At 39.6% G+C, this 24,475-nt stretch carries 18 protein-coding genes; 11 read left to right on the forward strand and 7 right to left on the reverse strand.

Annotated elements, in window-relative coordinates; genetic code table 11:
* Positions 1–251 precede the first annotated feature (251 nt).
* Entirely contained in the window at positions 252–1,745 is a 1,494-nt protein-coding gene (gene gppA, locus CWB65_RS11750; RefSeq protein ID WP_138740638.1) for a guanosine-5'-triphosphate,3'-diphosphate diphosphatase, read from the reverse strand.
* Positions 1,746–1,788: 43 nt separating this feature from the next.
* Positions 1,789–3,066, reverse strand: a complete 1,278-nt coding sequence (gene rhlB / locus CWB65_RS11755; RefSeq protein ID WP_006792443.1) for an ATP-dependent RNA helicase RhlB — start codon at positions 3,064–3,066, stop codon at positions 1,789–1,791.
* A gap of 91 nt (positions 3,067–3,157) precedes the next feature.
* On the opposite strand from rhlB, the gene trxA reads away from it, so the two are divergent.
* Both trxA and rho read left to right on the forward strand, forming a co-directional pair.
* The gene (gene trxA / locus CWB65_RS11760) at positions 3,158–3,484 is read left to right on the forward strand and encodes a thioredoxin TrxA (protein ID WP_006792444.1); all 327 of its coding nucleotides are present in this window, start codon (positions 3,158–3,160) and stop codon (positions 3,482–3,484) included.
* A 182-nt stretch (positions 3,485–3,666) separates the two neighbouring features.
* Positions 3,667–4,926, forward strand: a complete 1,260-nt coding sequence (gene rho, locus CWB65_RS11765; RefSeq protein WP_006792445.1) for a transcription termination factor Rho — start codon at positions 3,667–3,669, stop codon at positions 4,924–4,926.
* Positions 4,927–4,989: 63 nt separating this feature from the next.
* On the opposite strand, the gene CWB65_RS11770 is transcribed toward rho, so the two are convergent.
* A complete protein-coding gene (locus CWB65_RS11770; RefSeq protein ID WP_138740639.1) occupies positions 4,990–7,809 on the reverse strand; it encodes a tetratricopeptide repeat-containing hybrid sensor histidine kinase/response regulator in 2,820 nt (939 codons plus the stop codon).
* A gap of 76 nt (positions 7,810–7,885) precedes the next feature.
* On the opposite strand from CWB65_RS11770, the gene CWB65_RS11775 reads away from it, so the two are divergent.
* Positions 7,886–8,461: a DNA-J related domain-containing protein gene (locus tag CWB65_RS11775; protein ID WP_008129500.1), complete on the forward strand. Its 576-nt coding sequence runs from the start codon at positions 7,886–7,888 to the stop codon at positions 8,459–8,461.
* Positions 8,462–8,466: 5 nt separating this feature from the next.
* On the opposite strand, the gene dbpA is transcribed toward CWB65_RS11775, so the two are convergent.
* Positions 8,467–9,855, reverse strand: coding sequence for an ATP-dependent RNA helicase DbpA (dbpA, locus tag CWB65_RS11780; protein ID WP_008129499.1), 1,389 nt, complete (start codon positions 9,853–9,855; stop codon positions 8,467–8,469).
* Between the two features lie 197 nt (positions 9,856–10,052).
* Between dbpA and CWB65_RS11785 the strand changes: the two genes are divergently transcribed.
* The 3 genes from CWB65_RS11785 (at position 10,053) to CWB65_RS11795 (ending at position 14,698) form a co-directional block, all read left to right on the forward strand.
* Positions 10,053–12,131 carry a TonB-dependent siderophore receptor gene (locus CWB65_RS11785; RefSeq protein WP_138740640.1) on the forward strand — a complete coding sequence of 693 codons (2,079 nt, stop codon included), beginning with the start codon at positions 10,053–10,055 and terminating at the stop codon, positions 12,129–12,131.
* A 138-nt stretch (positions 12,132–12,269) separates the two neighbouring features.
* Positions 12,270–13,673 (forward strand): M20/M25/M40 family metallo-hydrolase, encoded by a 1,404-nt coding sequence (locus CWB65_RS11790; protein WP_008129495.1) that lies wholly within the window; start codon positions 12,270–12,272, stop codon positions 13,671–13,673.
* Between the two features lie 86 nt (positions 13,674–13,759).
* The gene (locus tag CWB65_RS11795; RefSeq protein WP_008129493.1) at positions 13,760–14,698 is read left to right on the forward strand and encodes a tetratricopeptide repeat protein; all 939 of its coding nucleotides are present in this window, start codon (positions 13,760–13,762) and stop codon (positions 14,696–14,698) included.
* Between the two features lie 52 nt (positions 14,699–14,750).
* Here CWB65_RS11795 and CWB65_RS11800 read toward each other — a convergent pair whose 3' ends face one another.
* Positions 14,751–16,706 (reverse strand): alpha/beta hydrolase family protein, encoded by a 1,956-nt coding sequence (locus CWB65_RS11800; protein ID WP_138740641.1) that lies wholly within the window; start codon positions 16,704–16,706, stop codon positions 14,751–14,753.
* Between the two features lie 83 nt (positions 16,707–16,789).
* Positions 16,790–17,698, reverse strand: coding sequence for a DUF808 domain-containing protein (locus tag CWB65_RS11805; protein WP_008129486.1), 909 nt, complete (start codon positions 17,696–17,698; stop codon positions 16,790–16,792).
* Between the two features lie 293 nt (positions 17,699–17,991).
* On the opposite strand from CWB65_RS11805, the gene CWB65_RS11810 reads away from it, so the two are divergent.
* The 5 genes from CWB65_RS11810 (at position 17,992) to CWB65_RS11830 (ending at position 23,342) form a co-directional block, all read left to right on the forward strand.
* Positions 17,992–18,273, forward strand: a complete 282-nt coding sequence (locus tag CWB65_RS11810) for an MliC family protein (RefSeq protein WP_138740642.1) — start codon at positions 17,992–17,994, stop codon at positions 18,271–18,273.
* A gap of 67 nt (positions 18,274–18,340) precedes the next feature.
* Positions 18,341–20,371, forward strand: coding sequence for a methyl-accepting chemotaxis protein (locus CWB65_RS11815; RefSeq protein ID WP_138740643.1), 2,031 nt, complete (start codon positions 18,341–18,343; stop codon positions 20,369–20,371).
* A gap of 73 nt (positions 20,372–20,444) precedes the next feature.
* The gene (gene ubiD / locus CWB65_RS11820; RefSeq protein WP_006792455.1) at positions 20,445–21,911 is read left to right on the forward strand and encodes a 4-hydroxy-3-polyprenylbenzoate decarboxylase; all 1,467 of its coding nucleotides are present in this window, start codon (positions 20,445–20,447) and stop codon (positions 21,909–21,911) included.
* Positions 21,912–22,059: 148 nt separating this feature from the next.
* The gene (gene fre, locus CWB65_RS11825) at positions 22,060–22,773 is read left to right on the forward strand and encodes an NAD(P)H-flavin reductase (RefSeq protein ID WP_008129479.1); all 714 of its coding nucleotides are present in this window, start codon (positions 22,060–22,062) and stop codon (positions 22,771–22,773) included.
* A gap of 158 nt (positions 22,774–22,931) precedes the next feature.
* Positions 22,932–23,342 (forward strand): CBS domain-containing protein, encoded by a 411-nt coding sequence (locus CWB65_RS11830; protein ID WP_138740644.1) that lies wholly within the window; start codon positions 22,932–22,934, stop codon positions 23,340–23,342.
* Positions 23,343–23,440: 98 nt separating this feature from the next.
* Here the strand turns inward: CWB65_RS11830 and add are convergent, their stop codons facing one another.
* The gene (gene add / locus CWB65_RS11835; protein ID WP_138740645.1) at positions 23,441–24,442 is read right to left on the reverse strand and encodes an adenosine deaminase; all 1,002 of its coding nucleotides are present in this window, start codon (positions 24,440–24,442) and stop codon (positions 23,441–23,443) included.
* Positions 24,443–24,475 lie beyond the last annotated feature (33 nt).

Here is a 24,475-nt window from a genome sequence, read left to right on the forward strand (position 1 = left end):
CCTGTGTTTTTGTCAACACTTAATTTTAAATTTTTTAAAATCTAAACTTAAGTTTTACTCGACTCACTAAGTGACTTGCTTGCCTCGCTAAGCGTTGCCTGCTCTGCCGTCTCAGTGGGGTCGCATTATAGGGAGATCCGAAAACAGATCAACCCTTTTTTGAAGAAAACTTGAAAAAACATGCTGTTCGCGCATATTTTCATCGAAACGGTTACTTTAAACACTAAAAAGGCCCACAAGGGCCTTTTTACTCAATGAACGAGAAGCTTCCAACCAAGTTTACTTTGCTGTTTAGACTCTTGTTGTAGTTCACTTGCCATTAATGGATGTTCTTTTAACCAGTTATTTTCGAATGTTAATGTTAAAACTTCATTCTTAGCGGTTAATTCAAAATGTGGCAGAACATCGTCCTGTCGTCTCATCGACAAAATAACAGATACTCGAAGTAATCTTACAATGTACTGCGCAAGAAGGTTGTTTGCACCTAACGCGTTGAAGCTATCTTTTGGTATATCAGAACGATGTGCATCGGCTACTGCCACAATTAACCTGTGCTCTGATTGCGAAAAACCAGGCATGTCGGTATTTTCTAGGATATACGCTGTATGCTTATGATACTGCTTATACTCTATTAGTAAGCCGATTTCATGTAACTGTGCAACGGCTTTTAATAGGGGTAAGCCATTTAAGTGATTAATTGGCCAATCTTCATTGATGCTTTGTGCGAGCTCAATTGCCAAACTAGAAACTCGTGATGCTTGTTTTTGGTCAACATGGTATCGACTCATAAACCCATCAACTGTTCGCTTTCTTATATCGCTATTATGAAACTCTGGCACCATGCTATATAAAACACCTTCACGAAGTGCGCCGCCTGCAAGTCCCATTTTTTCAATTTCTAACGATTCAAACAAAGCAATCAAGATAGCAAGGCCCGATACAAATACCAATCGACGATCTTCGCTTAAACCTGGAAGGTCTAACGCTGCAATGGATTTAAATGCAATTGATTGCTCTTTTATTGAATTAAGCTTTTCTAAAGTAAGAAGATCATCAAGGTTTTGTGCCACCATAATTTCTTGAATTGCTTGTACTGTACCTGATGCGCCTGATGCTATTTGCCATCCTGCGGCTTTGTATTCAGGAGCTATATTATCAATAACAGTTCGAGCAGCCTTTATAGCGGTATTGAAATTGCTATGTGTTAATAAGCAATCTTTAAAGTAACGCTCAAGGTAAGTAACACACCCCATGTTGAGGCTCTTGTATAAAAGTGCATCAAACTCTTTACCAATCACTACTTCAGTGCTTGCACCACCAATGTCAATAACAAGCTGTTTGCCAGTACATGCAGAAGTATGCGCTACACCTTTGTATATGGTACGCGCTTCTAATTCACCACTGATAACATTGATTTTATGGCCAAGAATTTTTTCAGCCTGCGCTTTAAATATTTCAGCATTGGTTGCTAAGCGTAATGTAGCCGTAGCTACTATTGTAATATTTTGATTTGGAATATCTTGTAAACGCTCAGCAAAAAGCGCGAGGCATTCCCAGCCTCGTTGCATAGCCTCGGTGCTTAATATGTTATCTTTATCAAGCCCTGCGGCTAACCTGACCTTGCGTTTTACGCGACCAATAGTTTGTAAACCGCCAGCCACTGATTTGGCAATTAGCATATGAAAGCTATTTGATCCCAAATCAATAACTGCGTATACATTTTTTTGCGGTATAAGTTGCCCCACCGTTCAAAAACCTCTAGTTACTACTACTTATACAAACGGTCTATTACGACCGTCCTTTTTGGTAACTATTATTTGGTCGACGTCCGTTATTGTTACTACGATTACGAGGACCATTTGAATAGTTGCGCTTTCTTTGAATAATAGGCTTAGTTAAATCATCTAACAAAGCGGCTTTATCGTAATGCGATAAAGGAATGCTGTGCTCTATGTATTCTTCAATTTCATGCAGGTTGTATGCATATTGTTCACACGCAAAGCTTATTGCATGTCCTGATGCACCTGCACGACCTGTTCGACCAATACGATGAACATAATCCTCACAGTCGTCTGGTAAGTCAAAGTTAAATACATGACTTACTTCTGGTATATGCAACCCACGCGCTGCAACATCAGTTGCAACTAAAAAGTCTAATTCGCCTTTGCTAAATTGCGCTAAAATGCTTTGACGTTTTTTCTGATTTACATCACCCGTTAGCATACCAACACGATGACCATCAGCTTTTAACCACGCATATACGGTTTCACAGCTGTGTTTAGTGTTTGCAAACACAATGGCTTTATCAGGCCATTCTTCTTCAATTAACGTTAATAAAAGCTTAATTTTATCTTCTTGTGAAGGGTGAAATAGCTCTTCTTTTATGCGTTTACCGGTTTTTACGTCTGGCTCAATTTGTACATGCTCTGGGTTGGTCATGTGTTCAAAAGCAAGTTCTTGCACGCGGTATGATAAAGTCGCAGAAAATAATAAGTTTAATCGCTTAGACGTATCTGGCATACGATCAAACATATAACGTATATCTTTTATGAAGCCTAAATCGAACATACGATCAGCTTCATCAAGCACGACAACCTCAATTTCATTTAGGGTGTAACAGCCTTGCTTGTACAAATCGATTAAACGACCTGTCGTGCCAATTAAAATATCTACGCCTTTTTCTAATTGTGCACGTTGTTTTTCGTAATCTTCGCCACCATATACTAAACCTAAGTTAAGATTACAGTGTGGCGCTAAAATTTTTGCATCTTTGTGTATCTGAATCGCAAGCTCCCGAGTAGGGGCCATGATCAGGGCTCTTGGATGTTTACTAGGTGCTTTGCTAGATTGTAATAACCGATGGCACGTAGCAGTTAAAAATGCCAACGTTTTGCCTGTACCTGTTTGTGCTTGGCCCGCAATATCGCGTCCATCACAAATAAAAGGTAGGCATTTTGCTTGAATAGGTGTGCAATATTCAAACCCATTCTCGGTTAGACCGGCAACCACTTCCGGTGCGATAGCAAAGTCTGAAAACTTTTTATCGGTTAAATGTGTCTTAGTCATAGCGTTTAAGCATAACGTTTAAACTTGCAATAAGAAACAAGAGTGTTTAAATACGCACTAAATATTTCGCCTAACTAAATCGGAGAGCGCAATGAGCGAGAAAATAATCCAAATTACTGACGATAGCTTTGAAGCTGACGTATTACAATCAGACAAGCCTGTACTAGTAGACTTCTGGGCTGAATGGTGCGGACCTTGTAAAATGATCGCCCCTATCCTTAATGAAGTTGCTGATGAATACGACGGTCGTGTTGCTGTTGCTAAACTTAATATTGACCAAAATGCTGGCACTCCGCCTAAATTTGGTATTCGCGGCATCCCTACTTTGCTTCTTTTTAAAGATGGCCAAGTTGCTGCAACTAAAGTTGGTGCACTTTCAAAAACACAACTTATCGAGTTTTTAGATAACAACATCTAATAGACTAGAACTAAAAAAGGGCTTTTTGCCCTTTTTTTGAATTTATTTTGTATAAACACTGGACGCTATGCCAGTGAACTGCTAGTTTATAAAGCCAACTAATCCTTAGTTATATTCAACCAACCTCACTCAACGATCAAAGCGACTTTGAGTATGACAATTGTAATAAAGAACCCACCAATATGCATTTACGCGAATTAAAAGACAAGTCTATAAAAGAACTTGTAAACTTAGCTGAGTCCATGGGGCTCGAAAACGTAGCCCGCTTAAGAAAGCAAGATATCATTTTTACCATATTAAAATCCCATGCCAAAGGCGGAGAAAATATCTTCGGCGGTGGTGTGCTTGAGATTTTGCAAGATGGTTTTGGCTTTTTAAGATCATCAGAAGCTTCTTACTTAGCTGGCCCAGATGACATTTATGTATCACCGAGCCAAATTCGCCGCTTCAGTATGCGTACTGGCGACTCAATTTCAGGCCTTATTCGTCCACCAAAAGATGGTGAACGTTACTTTGCATTACTTAAAGTAAACGAAGTTAACTTTGATAAACCTGAAAATTCTCGCACCAAAATTCTTTTTGAAAACTTAACGCCACTACATGCAAACGAACGTTTCCGCATGGAACGTGGTAACGGTAGTAAAGAAGATATCACTGCTCGTGTACTTGATTTAGCATCACCAATTGGCCGTGGCCAACGTGGTTTATTAGTAGCACCGCCAAAAGCGGGTAAAACAATGCTACTGCAAAACATTGCACAATCAATTACGCATAATCATCCTGATGTAACGTTAATGGTTTTACTAATTGACGAACGTCCTGAGGAAGTAACTGAAATGCAACGCCTTGTTAAAGGTGAAGTTATTGCATCAACGTTTGATGAGCCTGCATCTCGTCACGTACAAGTTGCCGAAATGGTTATCGAAAAAGCAAAACGTTTAGTTGAGCATAAAAAAGACGTTGTTATTTTACTTGATTCAATCACGCGTTTAGCACGTGCTTACAACACCGTTATTCCTTCATCAGGTAAAGTACTTACCGGTGGTGTTGACGCTAATGCACTACACAAACCTAAGCGTTTCTTCGGTGCCGCACGTAACGTTGAAGAAGGTGGTAGCTTAACAATTATAGCCACTGCACTTATCGATACTGGCTCTAAAATGGATGAAGTTATCTACGAAGAATTTAAAGGTACTGGTAACATGGAATTACATCTAAACCGCAAAATTGCGGAAAGACGTGTATTCCCAGCTATCGACTTTAACCGCTCTGGTACTCGCCGTGAAGAACTACTTACTAAGCCAGATGAGCTGCAAAAGCTATGGATTTTACGTAAAATCGTTCATGAAATGTCAGAGATTGACGCCATGGAATTTTTAATCGATAAACTATCAATGAGTAAAACCAATGATGAGTTTTTTGATTCGATGAAACGCCAATAACACATTTAAGTAATACAAAAAAAGCGCCCTGGGCGCTTTTTTTATATTTGTTATAATGTGTACTTACGTTTCATTGTATTTGTGTAATACAGCCTGGAGCTCTGACACAAGCTGATTAATATATTTCATATCTTTTTCGCCTTTTTGCAATAAGGCGCTGTCTAAATTTTTCGCAGCTGAAGCTATTTCCTCTAAGGCGAACATTTGTGCTGCACCTAATATTCGGTGGCTATCTTTTTGCAAAGCGTCAAAGTCTTCACTTAGAAAATGCTGTGTAATATTTTCGCTTTCTAAACCAAAACTTTGTTTAAAACTTATTACTAAATCACTGATATCTATCTCACTTGGTACATTAGGTTCATCCGAATGAACTTGGTCTAAATTTTCTGACAAGGTTTTATAAAATAAGTCTTTATCCAATGGCTTTGCAAGGTAACCGTTAAATCCTAATGTAAGGTAGTCGTCAATTTCGTGACTCATTGCGTTTGCAGTGAGCGCAAAAATTGGCCGTTGAAAACCACATTTTTTTAATAGCTCAAAGGCCGCTCGTCCATCCATTATAGGCATTTGAATGTCGAGTAATACAAGATCTGGGTACTCTTGCAAGCAACGCTCCACAGCTTGCTCACCGTTTTCTACCGCAATTACATCAAGCCCTAATGAACGCAAGTAACGGCTAATAAACCTACGGTTATCTGCATGATCCTCTGCAAGCAGGACAGTACCGCTTAGTTGCACTTTATTTTGCTCTATTTGCCCAATATCGATTTGATCACTAGAAACTTGTGCACAAGGTAAAAAGAACGAAAATTGACTTCCTTTTTTATATTCACTTTGCACGCTAATATACCCGCCCATCATAGAAGCGAGCTGCTGCGATAAACTAAGCCCCAGACCTGTACCACCAAAACGTCGGCTAATACTGTTATCCGCTTGGCTAAAGTATTCAAAAATGAGCTTTAATTGTGATGAGTTCATACCTATACCGGTATCTTTAACAATCAGTACAATACCCTGATCTGTTTTATTTAATGCAATTAATACCTGCCCTGATTGGGTAAACTTAATAGCATTGGCACACAAATTAATGAGAATTTGTTTTACTCGCATTATATCAAGGCGGGTGTAAAACTCATCGCCCACCTTATTTTCAAGCACAAGCCTGAGATTTTTTGCTTTTGCCTGAGGGTTAAACATTGCGTGCACATCGTTAACCAGTTGAACCATGTCAAAACAAGAAACATTAAGCTCTAACCTATTCGCTTCTATTTTACTTAAATCAAGTACATCGTTGATCAAACTTTTTAAATGGTTACTATGCCGCTGAATAATAGCTAACTCATCTTTTAGCTGTTCAGGCTCGTATAAACCATTCATTAAGTCGTCTGTTTGTCCGAGAATCGCCGTTAATGGTGTTCTTATTTCATGGCTAACATTAGCCAAAAATTGACTTTTAACATCATTAGCTGCTCTTAACTCTTGGGCAACAGCTTGAAGCTCTGCTGTGCGTTGCGCCACTTGCTCAGCTAAATATTGCTTTGCCCGTTTTTCTGCGCCGCGTCGGTATAAAGCAACCCCTGTCACTATGACTAAAAATAACAGTACAAAAATAAACACCGTTAACTGCGAACGCTGATGCATTTTTAGTTCTTGTAATTTACGGTCTTGTTTCAGCTCTTTAATTTCTTGATTTAATTGTGTGGCTTTAAACTGTCTTTCTAATACTGCTAGGGCTTTAACAATAGATTCACTTCTTAATTTGCGTAGTTCGTTATTGTACTTTTCATGCAACTGCATTGCATTTTCGTAGTTTCCCCTGCTCGCTTCAATCAAAGCATGGGTGCCAAGTCCATCTCGCATTATGCGATCATTACTATGCTCTTCAAGTAATTCAAAAACGCGTTCAATATTCGTTTTTGCCTCATCTAACATTCCCCTTACAAGCTGGACTTTTGCGAGAGTTTGCAGTGCAGTGAGCTCTAAGTTTTTATTATCAATTTTAAGTGAGTACTCTATCGCTAATTTCGCTTGTTCATACGCTAGTTCTACTTTATTAAGAATGATATTGACGTTTGCAAGGTTAGTGTACTGAGTAGCTAACTTATTGACATTATTGACATTATTGACAGATAGGTAATAACGGGTTGCTAATTGGTAGTAATGCATCGCTAAATCTAGCTGATTACTTTCAAAATAAACCACCCCCATATTGTTATGCACCAAAGCAATACCCAAATTATCATCTAACTTCCGAAAAATTTTTAACACATCTTGATAAATACTCATGGCATTTTCATAACGAGATAAGCGTATATAAACGCCTGCTATATTAAGTAAAATATCGCTTTTATCTTGTTCACTACCCACTTTTTCGTAAATTTCTTTTGCTTTTAAATAATAATCAAGCGTTGCTACCAATTTATGCATATTAAAATAAACCAAACCTATATTATTCAATAAATTTGCTTGCTCTAATGGTTGGTTATTAATTTTTGCAATATCAAGTGCACGGGTATATTGAGTAATTGCTTGTTTAAACAAGCCTTGATAAAAAAGTGCAACACCTTGCATTTTAATCGCACGAAAGTGCTCGCTAGGAAGAAGTGATCCAGAAGTTTCTTGCTCTAATAATTTAAAGTAATTAAAAGCATCGCTAAAGTGGCCGCTCGACAGCGCAGTATCGGCAAGGCCTGCATATATTACAGCACGACTTTGAGCTGTAATACGTTGGTTATTAAGTAAGGCGTTACCTAATTCACGCTTTGCATCCCATTGTTGTTGTTGTTTAAACTCTTCTAATAATGGTTCTGATTGTTGAGCATAACTTGGCAAATAGAACAAACTGCATACAATGAATAAGAGGCACTTGAGCTTGCCATGCATAATTTTAATCCTTCAAATTGTTACGTGTAACAATGTAATCTGTACTGAAGATACACTAAATACTAGGACCTAAACAATGCTTAACCCACTGATTGACCGAATATTTGACTTAATATTAACCCAAAAAGTGTGGCAAGTTCATATCCTAGCAGCTGAGCTTATTAATTGTGGCGCAATTAAGCCACTTGATAAAAACCCTGAACGTGATTTATTTAAGCGTAATTTTTTAATTATGAATGCATTGTATCAACTACAGGAACAACTTCACCCTAAAAGTCTCTTAATATCAACACTTCATATAGAACTTATTGAAACGGAAATAGAAAATCCTGCAACGGTTAAATCAAACTTAAAAGATTATTATTTAGACTGGGGGAATTACGAAGCAAGCGAAGAGCAAATTAATGAGCTACTCACAAGTTTTTGGCAAAAGTTTAAGAAGGTAAATAGCGCGCCAGCTTTAACAGAAGATCACTTTGACGCACTGTTGGCAAAGTGGCAGCTAACAAATGATTTTTCGCTTAAAGAACTACAAAAACGTTGGCGACAGCTTGCACTGGCGCACCACCCAGACAAACCTACTGGCTGCGAGAATGCATTTAAGCAAATAAAAGTAGAGTACGAGCAGCTTAAACCGGCTGCTCGCTCATAACTTGATTAACGCGTTAGGCGACGAGCACGAATTTTGCGCCCTTTTATATTACCTTCGGTTAATTTACGAAGTGCCGGTTTAGACGCATTACGTTCAACAGCTACAAATGCGACGTTATCAAGAACATTAATTTTACCTACTTGACGCCCAGCAATACCGTCTTTACCCGTTAACGCACCTAAAATATCACCAGCACGCACTTTTTGCTTTTTACCTGAATCTATCATCAGAGTGACCATGTCTGGTTTGTACGGTGGTTTGTCCAACAAATTATATGAAGGCATTGGCTCTGGCTCAAAGTCGCGCTCATAGTGATCACCAATTTGCGCTACTTTGAATTGCTCTGCATCACCATAAATTGAGCAAGCAATCCCTTTTTTACCCGCGCGGCCTGTTCGCCCAACTCGGTGAACGTGCGTTTGCGGGTCATGCGCTAAATGGTAGTTGATTACCATGTCCATATCGTCAATATCTAAACCACGTGCGGCAACGTCTGTCGCGACTAAAATAGACGCACTTTTATTAGCAAAATGAATCAGAGTGCGCTCACGGTCACGTTGTTCTAAATCACCATGCAATGCCACGGCGCTGAAACCTTCATCGGCTAAATCATCGCACACTTGCTGCGTTTCTACCTTGGTGTTACAAAACACAACACAACTTTGTGGTGTAAATTTAAGTAATAGTAACTTAAGTGTTGGATAGCGCTGTTTATTGTTATCCATTTTGTAGAAGTATTGTTTTATTGTGCTTTTTTCTTGCTCTTCTTCTACTTTAATCATCTCTGGGTTACTAAGTACACGCTTTGCTATCGCTTCGATTGCGCGTGGAAAAGTAGCACTAAACAAAAGCGTTTGGCGGTTTTCTGGAATACATTCAATAATCGCATCAAGGGTATCTTGAAAGCCCATATCAAGCATTTGATCGGCTTCGTCTAATACTAATGTTTCTACATCGTCTAACCGTAAAGTCCCTTTGCGAATATGGTCATCTACGCGCCCTGGTGTACCAACAATGATGTGTGCACCGTGTTCAAGTGACCCAATTTGCGGCCCAATTGATACACCACCACATAGCGTTAATATTTTAATATTATGGATACCACGCGCAAGCTTACGCATTTCAACAGCCACTTGTTCAGCAAGTTCACGTGTTGGACATAAAACTAGCGATTGAATTCTAAAACGTTTTACGTTTAATTTAGCAAGCACACCTAAACTAAACGCAGCCGTTTTACCTGAGCCGGTTTTTGCCTGCGCAATGATGTCTTTACCTTCAAGTACAGGTGGCAAACTTTGCGCCTGTACAGGTGTCATGTGGGCGTAGCCAAGCGTCGATAAATTATCAACAAGTCCAGCTGGTAAAGCCAAAGATGAAAAAGCAGTTGAAGTCACAGTAAATTCCATAGCAGTAAAAATAACGCAGGATAAAGTCCCACTAAATATGCCGCTAATAATAGCAGAATTCGTTATTGGCAACCATTAGCAAACACATTATAAAATATTGTTAATAAAAACATATTGCAAATGATATTTATTTTCATTAAGATTGCGCTTCACTTTTTATTCACATATTGAGCTGGAAGCATCAAATGAAACTGAGTTCACTTTACATCGCACTATTAGCAACAATAACAACAAACACATATGCAAACTCTACCGACCTTGAACATATTGAAGTCAAAGGAAGTTACTTTAATGACTACAAAGTAGATAACGCAAATGGTGCAATGAGAACATCAACTTCATTACTTGATACTGCTCAATCAGTGACTGTAATTAGCGATATTATTATTAACGAACAACTTGCGACAACACTAGGTGAAGTACTTTCAAACGATGCAAGCTTAACGGCTGGTTCTAAACAACGTAACCGTGAAGTATTTAACTTACGTGGTTTTGAGCTTAGCTCATCAACGGGTTACTTACGCGATGGTCATCAGCACTGGTCGCACTATCAACAACCCATTGAAATTTTACAGCAAGTAGAAGTTATTAAAGGTCCATCGAGCATTTTATATGGTCAATCAGGCCCTGGCGGACTAGTTAATATGGTCACTAAAAAGCCAACAGCACAAACTTTGTTCAATGCCAGTGCAGATTTAGATCAACACGGTTCAACGCGGTTTATGCTTGATGCTAGCGGAGCATTAACGGATGCAGAAGATTTACGTGCACGCGGTATTTTAGTTAAGCAAGATGTTGATTACTGGCGCGAATACCAAAATGGTGAAAACCGCGAACGTGACCGCTTTTTAGGTGCATTTATTGTTGATTACGACATTAGTGATAATGCCTTAGTACGTGTGCATTACGACCGCACAGACGACGAAGCAGGTTTAGACACCGGTGCATGGATAGACGACAACGCCAACGTTATTGGCGACGATAAAACTATTCGCGATATGTCTTGGGCGTTTACCGACATAACGGTAGAAAATGCGGGCATAGATTTTAAAGTGTTTTTAAACGATAACTGGCAAGTAAAACTTGGTTATAACGAACAAACATTTGAGCGCCAACGTTTTGAGTCAGCGCCACGTAAGCCGGGTAATTTTGTTGAAGGCGACAGCTATGAGTCTCGCCCGTACGACCGATTCGACGACTGGCAATTTAAAACAGCATTTATCGACTTCATTGGTGAATTTGAAACAGCCGGTGTTCATCATCAATTATTAATTGGTGCTAACTCACTTGATTATTATTATGGCCAGCGTCGCACCTCAGCTGATTCATTTAATTTTATAGCAGGCCAAGCAGAACCAAGTCGCCCAACTGTCAGTTACAAAACTGACGACACTATTAGCGAAACAGAATACGACTATTACGGTATTTATGTGCAAGACTTAATCACGTTTTCGCCACAATGGCAGCTATCGCTTGGTGGTCGCTACGATAAGCAAACACGTGAAGATGCAAATAATGAATCGTTTGTGCCAAAAGTAGGTGTTCTTTATCACCCTAATGCATCAGCTACCATATACGCGAGTTACTCTGAAGGCTTTGAGCCTCAAGGAAGCGATACTCTTGTAAACGAAGACGATATAAATAATGGTATGAAGCTTGACGCCGTTACCTCTGAGCAAAAAGAAATTGGCGTTAAGTGGCAATTGTTTGATGATCGCTTAATGCTAAGTGGTGCGCTTTTTGACATAAGTAAAAATGGCACACTAGTTACAGAAACACTTGATATACCAGTGGGTGATTTAATCTCTGAAACAAACCAAATTGGTGAACAGCGCCACAAAGGCGTTGAACTAACAGCGCAAGGTGCGGCAACTGACCGTTTATTCGTAATGGCATCGACTATGTATTTAGATGCAAATTACGAGCGTGACGAAGATTTAGAAGGCAAGCGCCCTACTGATGCGCCTAAATGGTCTGCATCGCTTTGGACACGTTACGAATTAAACGACGCGATTGCATTTAATGCGGGTGCATTTTACGAAGGTGAGCGCTTTGCAGATAGTGCCAACACGATTACTAAAGATGCCTACACACGCGTAGATGTAGGTGCAACTTACAAACTTAAAGTAAGCAAAACCGATGTTAACTTACGCCTAAACATAGAAAACTTATTTGATGAAGATTATCTAGCCGGTGGCGGAACAAATAACGTAACAATAGGTGAAGGTACTAACGTAAGACTGGCTGCCCAGTTTAGCTTTTAATTAAGCGCTTTAATTACCAGCCCGCGCTTAAAATACGCGGGCTTTTTGCGCTTTAAAGCCGCTCATTCATCTCATTCTATTTTTTTACGTCTTTATTACATGTTTTAATAGCCGCAATTTCAAACAAGGCTAATTACCATGAAAAACCTCATCACCGCGCTACTGCTTACCATTAGCATGGCAGCCACTGCCAGCAGCAACGAATTTACACCAAAGCAATTACAACAAGTAGATGAAGTGCGTACCACTGCACTTAATAGCCACCTAAGCTATGAGCTATTAGAGTCACTAACAACAGAAGTTGGCCCGCGCTTACCAGGCACCGAAAACGACAAAAAAGCCGTTGCATGGGCGCAAGCTAAATTTAAAGAACTCGGTTTTGACAAGGTATGGCTTGAAGAGGCGACGTTCCCAGAGTGGCGCCGCTACAGCGAAAGTGGAAAAATATTAACGCCTAGCGAGCAACCCCTTCATTTAACCGCGCTAGGTAATAGCATAAGCACACCCAAAGAAGGTATTAGCGCACCCATTGAATTATTCGAAACACTTGATGAGCTAAAAGCTGCACCGGCTAATAGCTTAAAGGGTAAAATTGCTTACATTAATTACCGAATGAATCGCGATATAGACGGTAATGGTTATGGACCCGCTGTTAAAGCACGTGCCACTGGAGCAATTGAAGCATCTAAAAAAGGGGCTGTGGCCTACATGATGCGCTCAGTAAGTACAGGTCATCACCGTTTTGCCCACACTGGCGGTAGTTATTACAAAGAAGGTGTTAAAAAAATACCTAATGTAACCATTGCCAACCCCGATGCCGATCAAATTGCCCGTTTAGTCGCTTTAGGTAAAGATGTATCAGTAAATATAAATGTACAAACCGAAAACCTTGGCGAAGGCACTAGTTACAATGTTATAGGCCAATTTAACGGGACTGAAACCCCTGAACAATATGTATTAATTGGCGGACATTTAGACTCATGGGATTTAGGCACAGGCGCACTTGATGACGGCGCCGGCGTTGCATTAACTATGGCGGCTGCTAAACATATTAGCGATGTAAAACGCCCTAAACGCAGTATTCGCGTTGTTCTTTTTGCCGCAGAAGAGCTTGGTTTATGGGGTGCAAAAGCTTACTTTGCGAAACATAAAAACGATTTACACAATATTGTTGCTGCCGCAGAGTCTGATTTTGGCGCTGATGTAGTTTACGGTTTTGAATCAAATGTAGATGCAACGTCACTGCCTGTAGTGCGTGCTATCGCGAAAGAACTTGCTCCTTTAAATGTTGAGTACATTGGTAAAAACCAAGCTAACGGCGGACCCGATCTAATTCCATTTAAAAATGCAGTCTCGGCACCTATTTTTGAACTAGCCCAAGATGGTACAGACTACTTTGATTATCACCACACTGCTGACGACACGCTTGATAAAGTGACGCCAGCAAAGCTTCGTCAAAATACAGCAACCTATGCGGTATTTGCACTTATGGCAGCAGATGCAAAAGCAACAATTAAACCAAAAGTAACAACAAAAGAGTAGCAGACATACTTACTTACAGTTTGCTGCTTTAAAAAATATGCCCCTTGATTTACTTTAGTAGAAATTAAAACTCGGGGCATTATTGCATGCTGCTTTTCAACACCAGTCAGTCCTTTCCTCACTTTTCACAAACGCAGTGCTGCCCAAACTGCCAAAGCGATAGCTATCACTTAGTAAACCATAGCCGTTACTTACGTTTTACGATTATTCCTATCGTACCTTTAAAGCTAAACTACAACCGCGAATGCTACCAATGTGGGCATAACGAAGCCATTAATTTAAAAAAGCTCCCCTTAATTGAAAAACTAAGCCTGCCAAAATACGGGATTGGCTTAATTTTATTATTGTGGGTAATGGTATATTTTTTTCAACAATACACCGACAACCAAGCACTCAAATACAACTACTTAAATAACCCACAGGCATTTGATACATACTTAGTTCACGCTGATAAATTTACTCACGAACCATGGACGCTAACAAATTTAAAAGTGGCCCAAGTGCTAAGCTTTGACGAGCAATTTATTACTTTTCAAGTAAGCAACTATAGCTATAAACGCAACCGAGGCATAACCACGGCGATGCGCACCAGCTTATTAGTGCAACGCGATTATTTTTCAACAAGCACAATTACCTTACCGCGTGATGAGGTAAAGCGCTTATATGACAGTGACGTGATTTACGATGTACTACGCCCACACGCTAATAGCTTGTATGGCGGGTTTGTGATGTTTCCGCCTAAACCTAAGCCTTTATACAAAGGTTTAAAGCTAGATAAAAATAACCAGCAAGGCATTATGTACTTTAAAGATGGGCAATTTGAAGAAGCCTTAGAGAGCTTTAAACTTGCTGCAGAGTCAGGCTCTCAATGGGGTCAGCTTAACCTTGCACAAATGTACCGAGACGGGCAAGGTGCAGGCAAAAACACACAACAAGCTATTTACTGGTATAAAAAAGCAATTGCTCAAGGTAATAGTAAAGCAGCCTACGAGCTTGAGCAGTTGTGTAAATTTATAACGTGCTAATTAAAAAGCCAGTTGTAAATTGGCTTTTTGTAATAAGGATATCTGCAATAGACTAAAAACTCATGTGTTGCTCTAAAAAACTAAGCACTTGTTTGTAATAACGAGACCGATGTTCTTCTTTATAAAAACCATGTCCCTCATCTTCTAAAAGCTCGTATATATAAGGATGCTTATATTTTTTCAGAGCCGTAACTAGCGACTCAGCCTGCTCTATAGGTGCTCGACGATCTTCACCACCATGAACAATGAGAACCGGCGCTTTTAACTTGTCAATATTATAGCTAGGGGAAAACTGTTTGAGTTTCTCTTGATTCGTTCCAATCGCACGTTCAAGATAGCGTTGACCTCTTTCTTGTTCTGCAATATCGCCCTCATCAAACATAAGTGGTAAATCATACACTCCAACAACTCCAATGGCGCATTTGAACATATCAGGCTCTATAATGGCGCTTTGTAAAGCTGAGTACCCCCCAAAACTAGCCCCCATTATACAAATGTTATCTTTATCAACAGTACCCTTGTTGATTAGATCTTTTACACCATCAATAATGTCAAATTGTATTTCGCTACCCCATTTTAAATGACCTGTATGCTCAAAATTACGACCAAAACCACCTGAGCCTCTAAAGTTAATCTTTAAGACTGCGATACCTCTATTAGCTAACAGCTGTGCATCAGGATCATAACCCCACCAGTCCCTTATTCCATGAGGACCACCATGTGGCATAACAACCAGTGGCATATTTTCTTCTTCCATATTATTAGGAACAGTTAAATAACCATGTATAGTTAACCCATCACGTGCTGTATAGTTTATAGGCTTGGTAATTGCCATTTCATGCGGTTTAATCCAGCTACGAGAAGAAAACAAAAAGCGTAAATTGTTTTGAGTCGAGTCGAATAAGTAATAATCACCTGGGTTAGTATCACTTGAAGCATAAATTACACTGACGCTACCATCTAATGTACTGCTTACAAGTTGTACTTGATTACCCTTCAATGATTGTAGCAATGCCTTTAAGTAAGTACTTTTTTGTGAACTACCACCAACAAAAGAGTAGGTGGGATAGCCTAACTCATGTTCAATCGCAAAAAGCTCTTTCGATACTTCATCCACCCAAACTCTCTTAGGGGATACGAACTTATCTTTATGTAATAGTTCGAATTTTTTTGTATTTAAATTAAGTTTATAAAGTCCTTCTGCCTCGCCGGCCTGAGATGCAGTGACATAAACTGAGTCACCTGAATCATCAAAAGCTCTAAGATTAACATCACCATATGGAAGACCACCTAAGTCAAGTTTTGTCCATTTACCACCTGATTTACCACGCGTATAGATACTTTGGTCAATATAATTTTCGTTTGAAACAGCCACACGAACATTGCCATCATTATCAGTTAAGAAACCAGCCATCTTAGCAGGCGAACGCACAACTCTCTTTCGGTGTCCTTTATAAACATCTACTTCATATACTATAGTGTTTGGCTCGTTTGAAGCTGTCCAAGGTATTGTATATACAAGCATTTTACGGCGATTACTTAGTAAAGGGTCAAGAACAAAAGAAGTCCCTCTGACTGAAGTTGCTTTTTTTATATTACTCCCTGTTTGCATTTCACCTTGATAACCAACTAAATATTTACCCTGGCTACCATCTGCATTTACACCAAATAATTCACCGTGATACTCAGGCTGCTCCTTCCAGCCTCTTAAATACTCTTTAGCAAGAACGATTCGTTCATTATTTACCCAGTTGTAATTACCTACTTGCCCATTGCCTGGGAACTGAACTGCATGCATTGGTTTAAAAGTAGCAACATCTAAAATCATGAGAACTTTTTTACCCTCTGGACGAGTAATAACAGCAAGATACTTACCATCTGGCGATAACTTAACGCCATCAAACTCAGTTGCCTTACTAAAGCTTTCAATAGACAAATGATTAGTTTTAGCTTGTGCGCTAGTTATTAAGACAGCAAATAACAAAAAAACAGATAGGAGTTTACTCATAAAAATCCTTTTTTAAAAATTAGTTAGAACATAACTTTACAAAAAATACACATAAATAACAATAGTTTAATATTGAAATGAAATTATTTAATGTTGGCTACTCTCCTGCACAATAAATCAAACAAAACAATAACCAGCCCGGCAACAACGCCTAACAACCCATCAAAAATAAGCGGAGCTAATACCTCACCTATATTGCCTAGTATTGATTGCGCATAGCCAATCATATTAAGTTGTGTGTGGTGCAGTAACTCAATACCATGAGATAAAATACCCCCTCCCACCAAAAACATAGCAACAGTACCTGCAAACGCTAAAAATTGCATAAGTCGCGGTGCTGCTGCAAGTAAGCCTTTACCTATAAACTCTTTAACCGTACTGCCAGAGACTTTAGATTGATTCACCAAATACAAGCCAGCATCATCAAGTTTTACAATGGCAGCCACAAGTCCGTAAACACCTATAGTCATAACAATGGCTATCACACAAAGCACTAAAGATTGATTAAGCAATGTTTGACCTGCAACAGTGCCGAGCGTAATAACAATAATTTCAGCCGATAGAATAAAGTCCGTTCGTATCGCGCCTTTTATTTTTTGCTTTTCATATTCAACTAAATCAGGCGTTTCGTCGCCATCGGCAATATCATCGTGATGAGGTAAAAATCGCGCAAATACTTTTTCAGCCCCTTCAAAACATAAAAACAAACCACCTAAAATTAAAAGTGGTGTAATTAGCCATGGCAGCCAAACGCTGATCATTAAAGCTGCTGGGACAAGTATGGCTTTATTTAAAAATGACCCTTTCGCTACCGCCCATACAACAGGTAGCTCTCTGTCGGCTGACACACCCGTTACTTGCTGTGCATTGAGTGCTAAGTCGTCACCTAAAACACCCGCCGTTTTTTTTGTCGCAATTTTACTCATGGTTGCAATGTCATCGAGTAAAGCCGTTATATCATCTAATAATGTTAAAAGATTAGTGCCTGCCATTGTGCTTCCTAAGGTCTGTTGTTCTTTAAAGGTTAATTTGCAGTAGCCTGTTTGGTTCTTCCTAGGGGCTACTTACTCTTTGTTGCTCGGCTTTTACTTAGTCCACTAGGTTACAAACCTCGCGCCGCGATTAAATAGCCACTAGTGTGAGCAAATTTCAATCCGAAGAGATCAACAGACCCTATCTTATAAATAATTTAATCAACATAACGTAAAGCACGTCTTTCACCAACGGTTAATTTTGCTCTGTTATTCTGAAATAGAATAGCCGGTGAAAAATAAAGGAAGGGGAAATGAAAGCAACAATCGTTTTAGTAGTTTATTTACTGTGTTTAATAGGGTGCAATGACAAAACAACAACCACACACTATGTATGCAATGATAATATAGCCGTGCTTAATATCTTAGCAAACGAAAAAGCAGCACTCACTTTTAAAAATAAAACCTATCATCTTACGCATGAAAAAAGCGCCTCTGGTAATAAATACATTAGTAACAAAGTCCTTTTTTGGGGGAAAGGCACTGAAGCTATGCTTATAATTTCAGGGAGTAAACACCTATGCAGCACAAAATAACAACCTACTAACAACATATTAAAAAACTTGCTACACTAACAAAAGTCTTAATTTTGTTGATGAAGTTATGCGTTCTATTGCCATTAAACATAAAATAATTTTAGCCTTTTCTGCCATTGGCTTACTAATGCTTATTAGTAGCTTATTTTTTTACTGGTCCTTAAATAAAATAAGCACCACAACTTCACGTATAGAAAACCTTGCAGTACCAGCCCAACAAGTAAGTAAAGACTTAAGGCTATCGCTTCTTTCTATTACCAAATTCAATGCTCTAGCTTATAGTCAAACAAAACCTGATTTATTACTGACCAATAAAAAAGAAGCTCTTAGCGAGCAACAAGAATTCAGTAATATGCTCAATGCACTTAAGCCGCAATTAACGGGTCAGCAAAACATGCAAACTTTGCTAGTTGACGCTTCAAAAAACTTTGAGCAACTAAGCAAAACAAGCGCAAACATGTTTAATGCCAAAGAACAGCGTTTTAGTGCGCAGTCGGCTGCCGCTATATTAATTACAGAGTTTGGTGTTGAGCTAAGTAACCTCAGTAATGGCTTACTTGATATAGAACTCATAGAGGTCAGTGCAAAGCAGCAATCTTTACTCAGCTCTGTATTTGGCACTGCAACACGCATAGACGACTTACTATTTAATTTAAGTAACAATATTAAAAGTATTACGCAAACTACCAGTGTTAGCGACTTAAATGCTCATCAACAAGATACCCAATTTTTACTTGATAACATCCAGCCAAACTTTGTGTATTTAGAACAGCAAGCCACTCCCTTTGGTGACAGTTTAAACGCGGCTCAATTCACCGATCAATTTAACAACTTAAGATCACGATTGAATGGACCCGATGGTATTTACGCTCAGCAAAATAAAGCGCTTAAAAACACCCAAATGGCACAGCAAAGTTTTGAGCGCTTCCAACAAGAATTTATAGACACAGAAAGCCAATTATTACAGCTTAATAAGCTAGCTGACGAGCGTTTTCAAACATTGCAAAACAGTGCCAAGTCGGCCATTAATATGGGCTCTAGCTCTGTTGTTATTATTGCGATTGTACTTATTGGATTACTTATTGTTATTTCAATATTTACAACCAATGCTATGCTAAAACCGCTTAAAAAAGTAAATAGCGATTTAGCACGTATTGCCTCGGGTGATTTTTCTAAACGCAGCCAACCGCGCAGCAAAGATGAGTTTGGCACTTTGCTGAACAACATTAATAAGCTCAGTGACGATTTATCACACCTTATAAAAGCAATTAGTAATGATGCCCACGAGCTTGATAAATCGGCCATTCAAACAAGTGAAAAAGGTCAACAAATGACCATTGTTGCTCAGCAACAATTAGAACGAAGCGCACAAGCCACAGACCTTGCACATAGCATGTTAAATAATTCGCAAGCGGTTTATGAGCAGGCCGATAATGCATCTAACGAGATCACCAACGCCTCTCAGTTTGCAAACGACGTCAACCAAATAGCTAACGACAACAGTTTAAGTATTGAAGCATTGTTGAATCGACTCGATAAAGCGGTAAGTAGCACAGAAGAGCTGGCTGAGTTTACAGATTTAATAGGCGCAATTGTAAACACTATTAGCAGCATTGCAGAGCAAACTAATCTACTTGCATTAAATGCAGCAATAGAAGCGGCAAGAGCCGGAGAAAATGGCCGAGGTTTCGCGGTGGTTGCTGACGAGGTCCGCTCATTAGCAGCACGCACACAAAGCTCCACAAGTGAAATTCACACTATGATTCAAACGCTGCAACAACACACAAAAACGACGCAAAAAGAAATTAACGATGGCCAACAACAAGCTAAACAGTGTGTTGAAAACAGTGCTGAACTAAATAAAGCGGTTGAGCGTATAAAAGGAACATTACTTTCAATTAACCACATGAGTGAGCAAATTGCTACGGCTTCTCATGAACAGTTAACAAACAGTGATGATATTCAAAAAATAATGGCTAAGGTGACCGAACAAGCCACTTTAAATGCCAATAACGCAACCACCCTAGCAAGCGAAAGTGAAGATGTAAATCAACTTGCACACTCTTTAACAAGTGCCGTAGAGCGCTTTAAGTTTTAAGTGCAGGTGTAATGACTTGCTTTGCATGAAATGGGTATAATAGTTCAACTCTTTTGCTTAATAGCGGCCCATAATGAAATATAAAGATCTGCGCGATTTTATCAATTTACTTGAAAAAAAAGGCGAGCTTAAACGCATCACCCAAGAAATTGACCCGTATCTTGAAATGACCGAAATTTCCGACCGCACACTGCGTGCAAAAGGTCCTGCCTTATTATTTGAAAACCCAAAAGGGCACAGTATGCCGGTGCTTACCAATTTATTTGGAACACCAAAGCGGGTTGCTATGGGGATGGGTCAAACAGACGTTAACGAACTTCGTGAAGTAGGTAAGCTACTTGCGTTTTTAAAAGAGCCAGAGCCTCCTAAAGGTATTAAAGAAGCACTTGGATCTATTCCTGTGTTTAAAAAAGTGCTGAATATGCCAGCCAAAGAAGTTAAAAAAGCACCTTGCCAGCAAGTAGTTTTAGAAGGCGATGACGTTGATTTAACAAAGCTACCTATTCAACACTGCTGGCCGGGCGATGCAGCCCCTTTAATTACGTGGGGTTTAACCGTAACAAAAGGGCCATACAAAAAACGTCAAAATCTGGGTATTTATCGCCAACAGCTATTAGGTAAAAATAAAATAATTATGCGTTGGTTGTCGCATCGTGGCGGCGCGCTCGACTTTCAAGAGTGGTGTAAAGAAAACCCTGGCCAGCCTTATCCTGTGTCGGTGGCGTTAGGCGCCGATCCAGCGACCATTTTAGGTGCGGTAACTCCTGTTCCAGATACGCTTAGCGAATATGCATTTGCTGGGTTATTACGAGGAAGCCGAACTGAAGTAGTAAAGTCGATTTCAAATGACTTGCAAGTACCTGCCAGTGCCGAAATAGTACTAGAAGGCCATATTATGCCAGGCGAAATGGCGCCAGAAGGCCCCTATGGAGACCACACTGGTTACTACAACGAAGTAGATGACTTCCCTGTTATGACCGTAACTCACATTACACACCGTAAAGATCCTATTTATCACAGCACATTTACTGGCCGTCCGCCTGATGAGCCGGCTATTCTGGGTGTTGCACTAAACGAAGTATTTGTTCCAATATTACAAAAACAGTTTCCCGAAATTGTTGATTTTTATTTACCGCCTGAAGGGTGTTCGTACCGCATGGCAGTAGTCACAATGAAAAAACAATACCCTGGTCACGCCAAGCGCGTAATGATGGGAGTATGGTCTTTTTTACGCCAATTTATGTATACCAAGTTTGTAATTGTGTGCGACGACGATATAAATGCACGCGACTGGGAAGATGTTATTTGGGCCATAACAACTCGTATGGACCCAGCGCGTGATACTACGTTAATTGAAAACACCCCAATAGATTATCTAGATTTTGCTTCTCCGGTATCGGGACTTGGTTCTAAAATGGGGATGGACGCAACCAACAAATGGGCAGGCGAAACCGACCGCGAATGGGGTGAACCAATAGTGATGGACAAAGCCACCAAAGAACGTGTTGATGATATTTGGGATAGCCTTAAAATTCTCTAACAACTCAACAAACCAAGCGGTGGCCAATAATTTATTTGCCACCGTTCGGACAAGCTATAAACAGGCTATAAAATAACCCTGTAGATATGCTAGAATCGACTCATTCAATTGCGTATCTGCTGTCAAAAGCGCTGCTAAAAGGTAAAAAATGCAAACATTAAAAGCTGAAGTTGTAGCTATCAGCCCACTTACAGAATTTGTTAACAAAGTAATTTTAAAGCCACAACAACCTGTGACCTTTGAAGCGGGCCAATACATGCAACTGGTGTTAGGTGAAAAAGACAAACGCGCTTTTTCTATTGCTAGCCGCCCATCTCAATGTGACGAAATAGAACTACACATTGGTGCTTCGGGTGCAGACTCATACGCAATGCAATCGCTTGAACACCTACGCAATGCACATGCAAACAACACAATGGTTGATATAGAAGCCGGGTTAGGTGTGTCTCAACTTCGATTACAATGTAATCGACCTATTATTTTACTTGCCGGTGGCACTGGTTTTTCGTATGTAAAATCAATGGCTGATCACTTGGCTGAAATAAACTGCGACCGCCCTGTATTATTTTATTGGGGTGTTAAAGAAGAGTCGGCATTGTACGCACATGAAGAAATGAAATTATGGGCAGAGAGCCATGAACATTTTGAATTTATTCCTGTTGTCGAAAACCCATCAGCTAATTGGCAAGGTCACACTGGTTTTGTGCACAAAGCTGTAATGCAAGATATTGTATCACTTGAACCTTACGACATTTACATGGCGGGTCGTTTTGACATGATAGGGATTGTACGTGACGACTTTATAGCTCATGGTGCTATTCGTGAAAACATGTACGCTGATGCATTTGCATTTATTAAGTAAACTCATCGCATAGTTTAATAATAAGCACCTACGGGTGCTTTTTTTATGACTTTAAATTTTTAATAGTTTAAACCTATCATATTCATCAATATAAACAATTTCCTAAAATCCAATCTATAAACCATACTTTGTACAGAACATCAGCGGGAGAGACCCAAATGCTAAATACAAAAGTAAAAGATTTTATGCAACGTAAGTTGCCAAACATAACACCAGACACCGAAATGACGACAGCCATAGCCGAGTTACAAAAATTTAAATTACTTGGTGCGCCTGTATTCAACAACGAAAAGTGCCTTGTCGGATTTATTTCAGAGCAAGAATTATTAAAGCCTTTAATGCAGAGCAGTTATTTTTGCGAAGGGGTTGTAAAAGTGTCGCAGCTTATGCAAACCAATGTAGTCACAGTAAGTAGCGATTTAAACATTATTGAACTGGCTGAACAAATGCAGCCGGGTAAACCTAAAAACTACCCTGTGGTAGAAGGCGTAAAAGTGGTAGGAATGATAAATCGTGCCGATGTACTCAAAGCGCTCTACGATAACTACCTTAGCTGCCAAGAGCACTAATTTAAACCTGAGCGTTAGACAGTAAACCTCTTATTAACTAGCGCTCAAGTTAAGTCTATAAATATGCGGCTTTAGAGCGGCATATTTATTTGTATTGCTTAACGTGCACTCACTTGTGCTAATAATGCTTTTTTATCGCCGTCGCTTAAAAATGCAATTTCCAACGCATTCGCTTGGGCTTTTTCTATATCAGCCTGAGATAAGCCAGCCTTTGGTGCTGCAATAGTATATTCATGCTCTATTTCTATACCTTCAACAGCCGGGTCATCTGTATTAAGGCAAGCAAGAATGCCATGATCTAAAAACTGTTTAAGCGGGTGCGTAGCTAGGTCAGTAACTGTACTGGTTTGAATATTACTGGTTAAACATGACTCAATACCAATACGGTTATCACGCAGATAATCCATTAACGTTGGGTCTTCAATTGCTTTTACACCATGGCCAATTCTACTTGCACCTAGCTCGTTAATCGCTTGCCAAATACTGGGCGCGCCAAGTGCTTCACCGGCATGAATGGTTGACGCTAAATACGCATCACGCACTTGCTTAAAGTGCTCAATAAATAACTCTCCTGGAAAGCCAATTTCATCGCCCGCTAAATCAACAGCCACTAAATCATTTTTAAACGCAAGTAATGCATCAAGCTCATGTTGGCAGGTTTTAACACCATAAGTACGCGATAAGATACCAATTAAATTAGCTTTAATATTGGCATTTTTTGTTGCTGATTTAATACCATCAACCACAGCTTCGACAACACCTTGTGGATGTAAGCCTTGGCTTTGAGCCATGTAGTAAGGGCTGAAACGAAGCTCAACGTAATCAAGACCTTGTGCTTGTGCATCTTCAATATTTTCAATAGCTATACGGCGGCATGCATCGTAATCGCCAAGTACCGTAACACCCCAGTCTAGCTTTTGTAAGAAAGCGACAAGGTTTGGCTCTGGATCTATCACTTGAACATGAGGGATTAATTGTTCAACGTTATTTGCGGGTAAATCAATATTAAACTGACGACCAAGTTCTAGTATGGTTTGCGCGCGAACATTACCATCTAAATGACGGTGAATATCTAGCAAAGGTAGTTTTCTATTGATCATAGTAGCACCCAGTTTAATTAAATTTTTGCGCAT

Origin of the sequence: Pseudoalteromonas sp. S554 (assembly GCF_005930865.1) — a bacterium.
GTDB classification, from domain to species: Bacteria; Pseudomonadota; Gammaproteobacteria; order Enterobacterales; family Alteromonadaceae; genus Pseudoalteromonas; species Pseudoalteromonas marina.

Bases quoted from the DNA above. Each gene is read 5' to 3' on its own strand.
- rhlB (WP_006792443.1), bottom strand. From the start codon at position 3,066: ATGACTAAGACACATTTAACCGATAAAAAGTTTTCAGACTTTGCTATC.
- trxA (WP_006792444.1), top strand. From the start codon at position 3,158: ATGAGCGAGAAAATAATCCAAATTACTGACGATAGCTTTGAAGCTGAC.
- rho (WP_006792445.1), top strand. From the start codon at position 3,667: ATGCATTTACGCGAATTAAAAGACAAGTCTATAAAAGAACTTGTAAAC.
- CWB65_RS11770 (WP_138740639.1), bottom strand. From the start codon at position 7,809: ATGCATGGCAAGCTCAAGTGCCTCTTATTCATTGTATGCAGTTTGTTC.
- CWB65_RS11775 (WP_008129500.1), top strand. From the start codon at position 7,886: ATGCTTAACCCACTGATTGACCGAATATTTGACTTAATATTAACCCAA.
- CWB65_RS11785 (WP_138740640.1), top strand. From the start codon at position 10,053: ATGAAACTGAGTTCACTTTACATCGCACTATTAGCAACAATAACAACA.
- CWB65_RS11790 (WP_008129495.1), top strand. From the start codon at position 12,270: ATGAAAAACCTCATCACCGCGCTACTGCTTACCATTAGCATGGCAGCC.
- CWB65_RS11795 (WP_008129493.1), top strand. From the start codon at position 13,760: ATGCTGCTTTTCAACACCAGTCAGTCCTTTCCTCACTTTTCACAAACG.
- CWB65_RS11800 (WP_138740641.1), bottom strand. From the start codon at position 16,706: ATGAGTAAACTCCTATCTGTTTTTTTGTTATTTGCTGTCTTAATAACT.
- CWB65_RS11805 (WP_008129486.1), bottom strand. From the start codon at position 17,698: ATGGCAGGCACTAATCTTTTAACATTATTAGATGATATAACGGCTTTA.
- CWB65_RS11810 (WP_138740642.1), top strand. From the start codon at position 17,992: ATGAAAGCAACAATCGTTTTAGTAGTTTATTTACTGTGTTTAATAGGG.
- CWB65_RS11815 (WP_138740643.1), top strand. From the start codon at position 18,341: ATGCGTTCTATTGCCATTAAACATAAAATAATTTTAGCCTTTTCTGCC.
- ubiD (WP_006792455.1), top strand. From the start codon at position 20,445: ATGAAATATAAAGATCTGCGCGATTTTATCAATTTACTTGAAAAAAAA.
- fre (WP_008129479.1), top strand. From the start codon at position 22,060: ATGCAAACATTAAAAGCTGAAGTTGTAGCTATCAGCCCACTTACAGAA.
- CWB65_RS11830 (WP_138740644.1), top strand. From the start codon at position 22,932: ATGCTAAATACAAAAGTAAAAGATTTTATGCAACGTAAGTTGCCAAAC.
- add (WP_138740645.1), bottom strand. From the start codon at position 24,442: ATGATCAATAGAAAACTACCTTTGCTAGATATTCACCGTCATTTAGAT.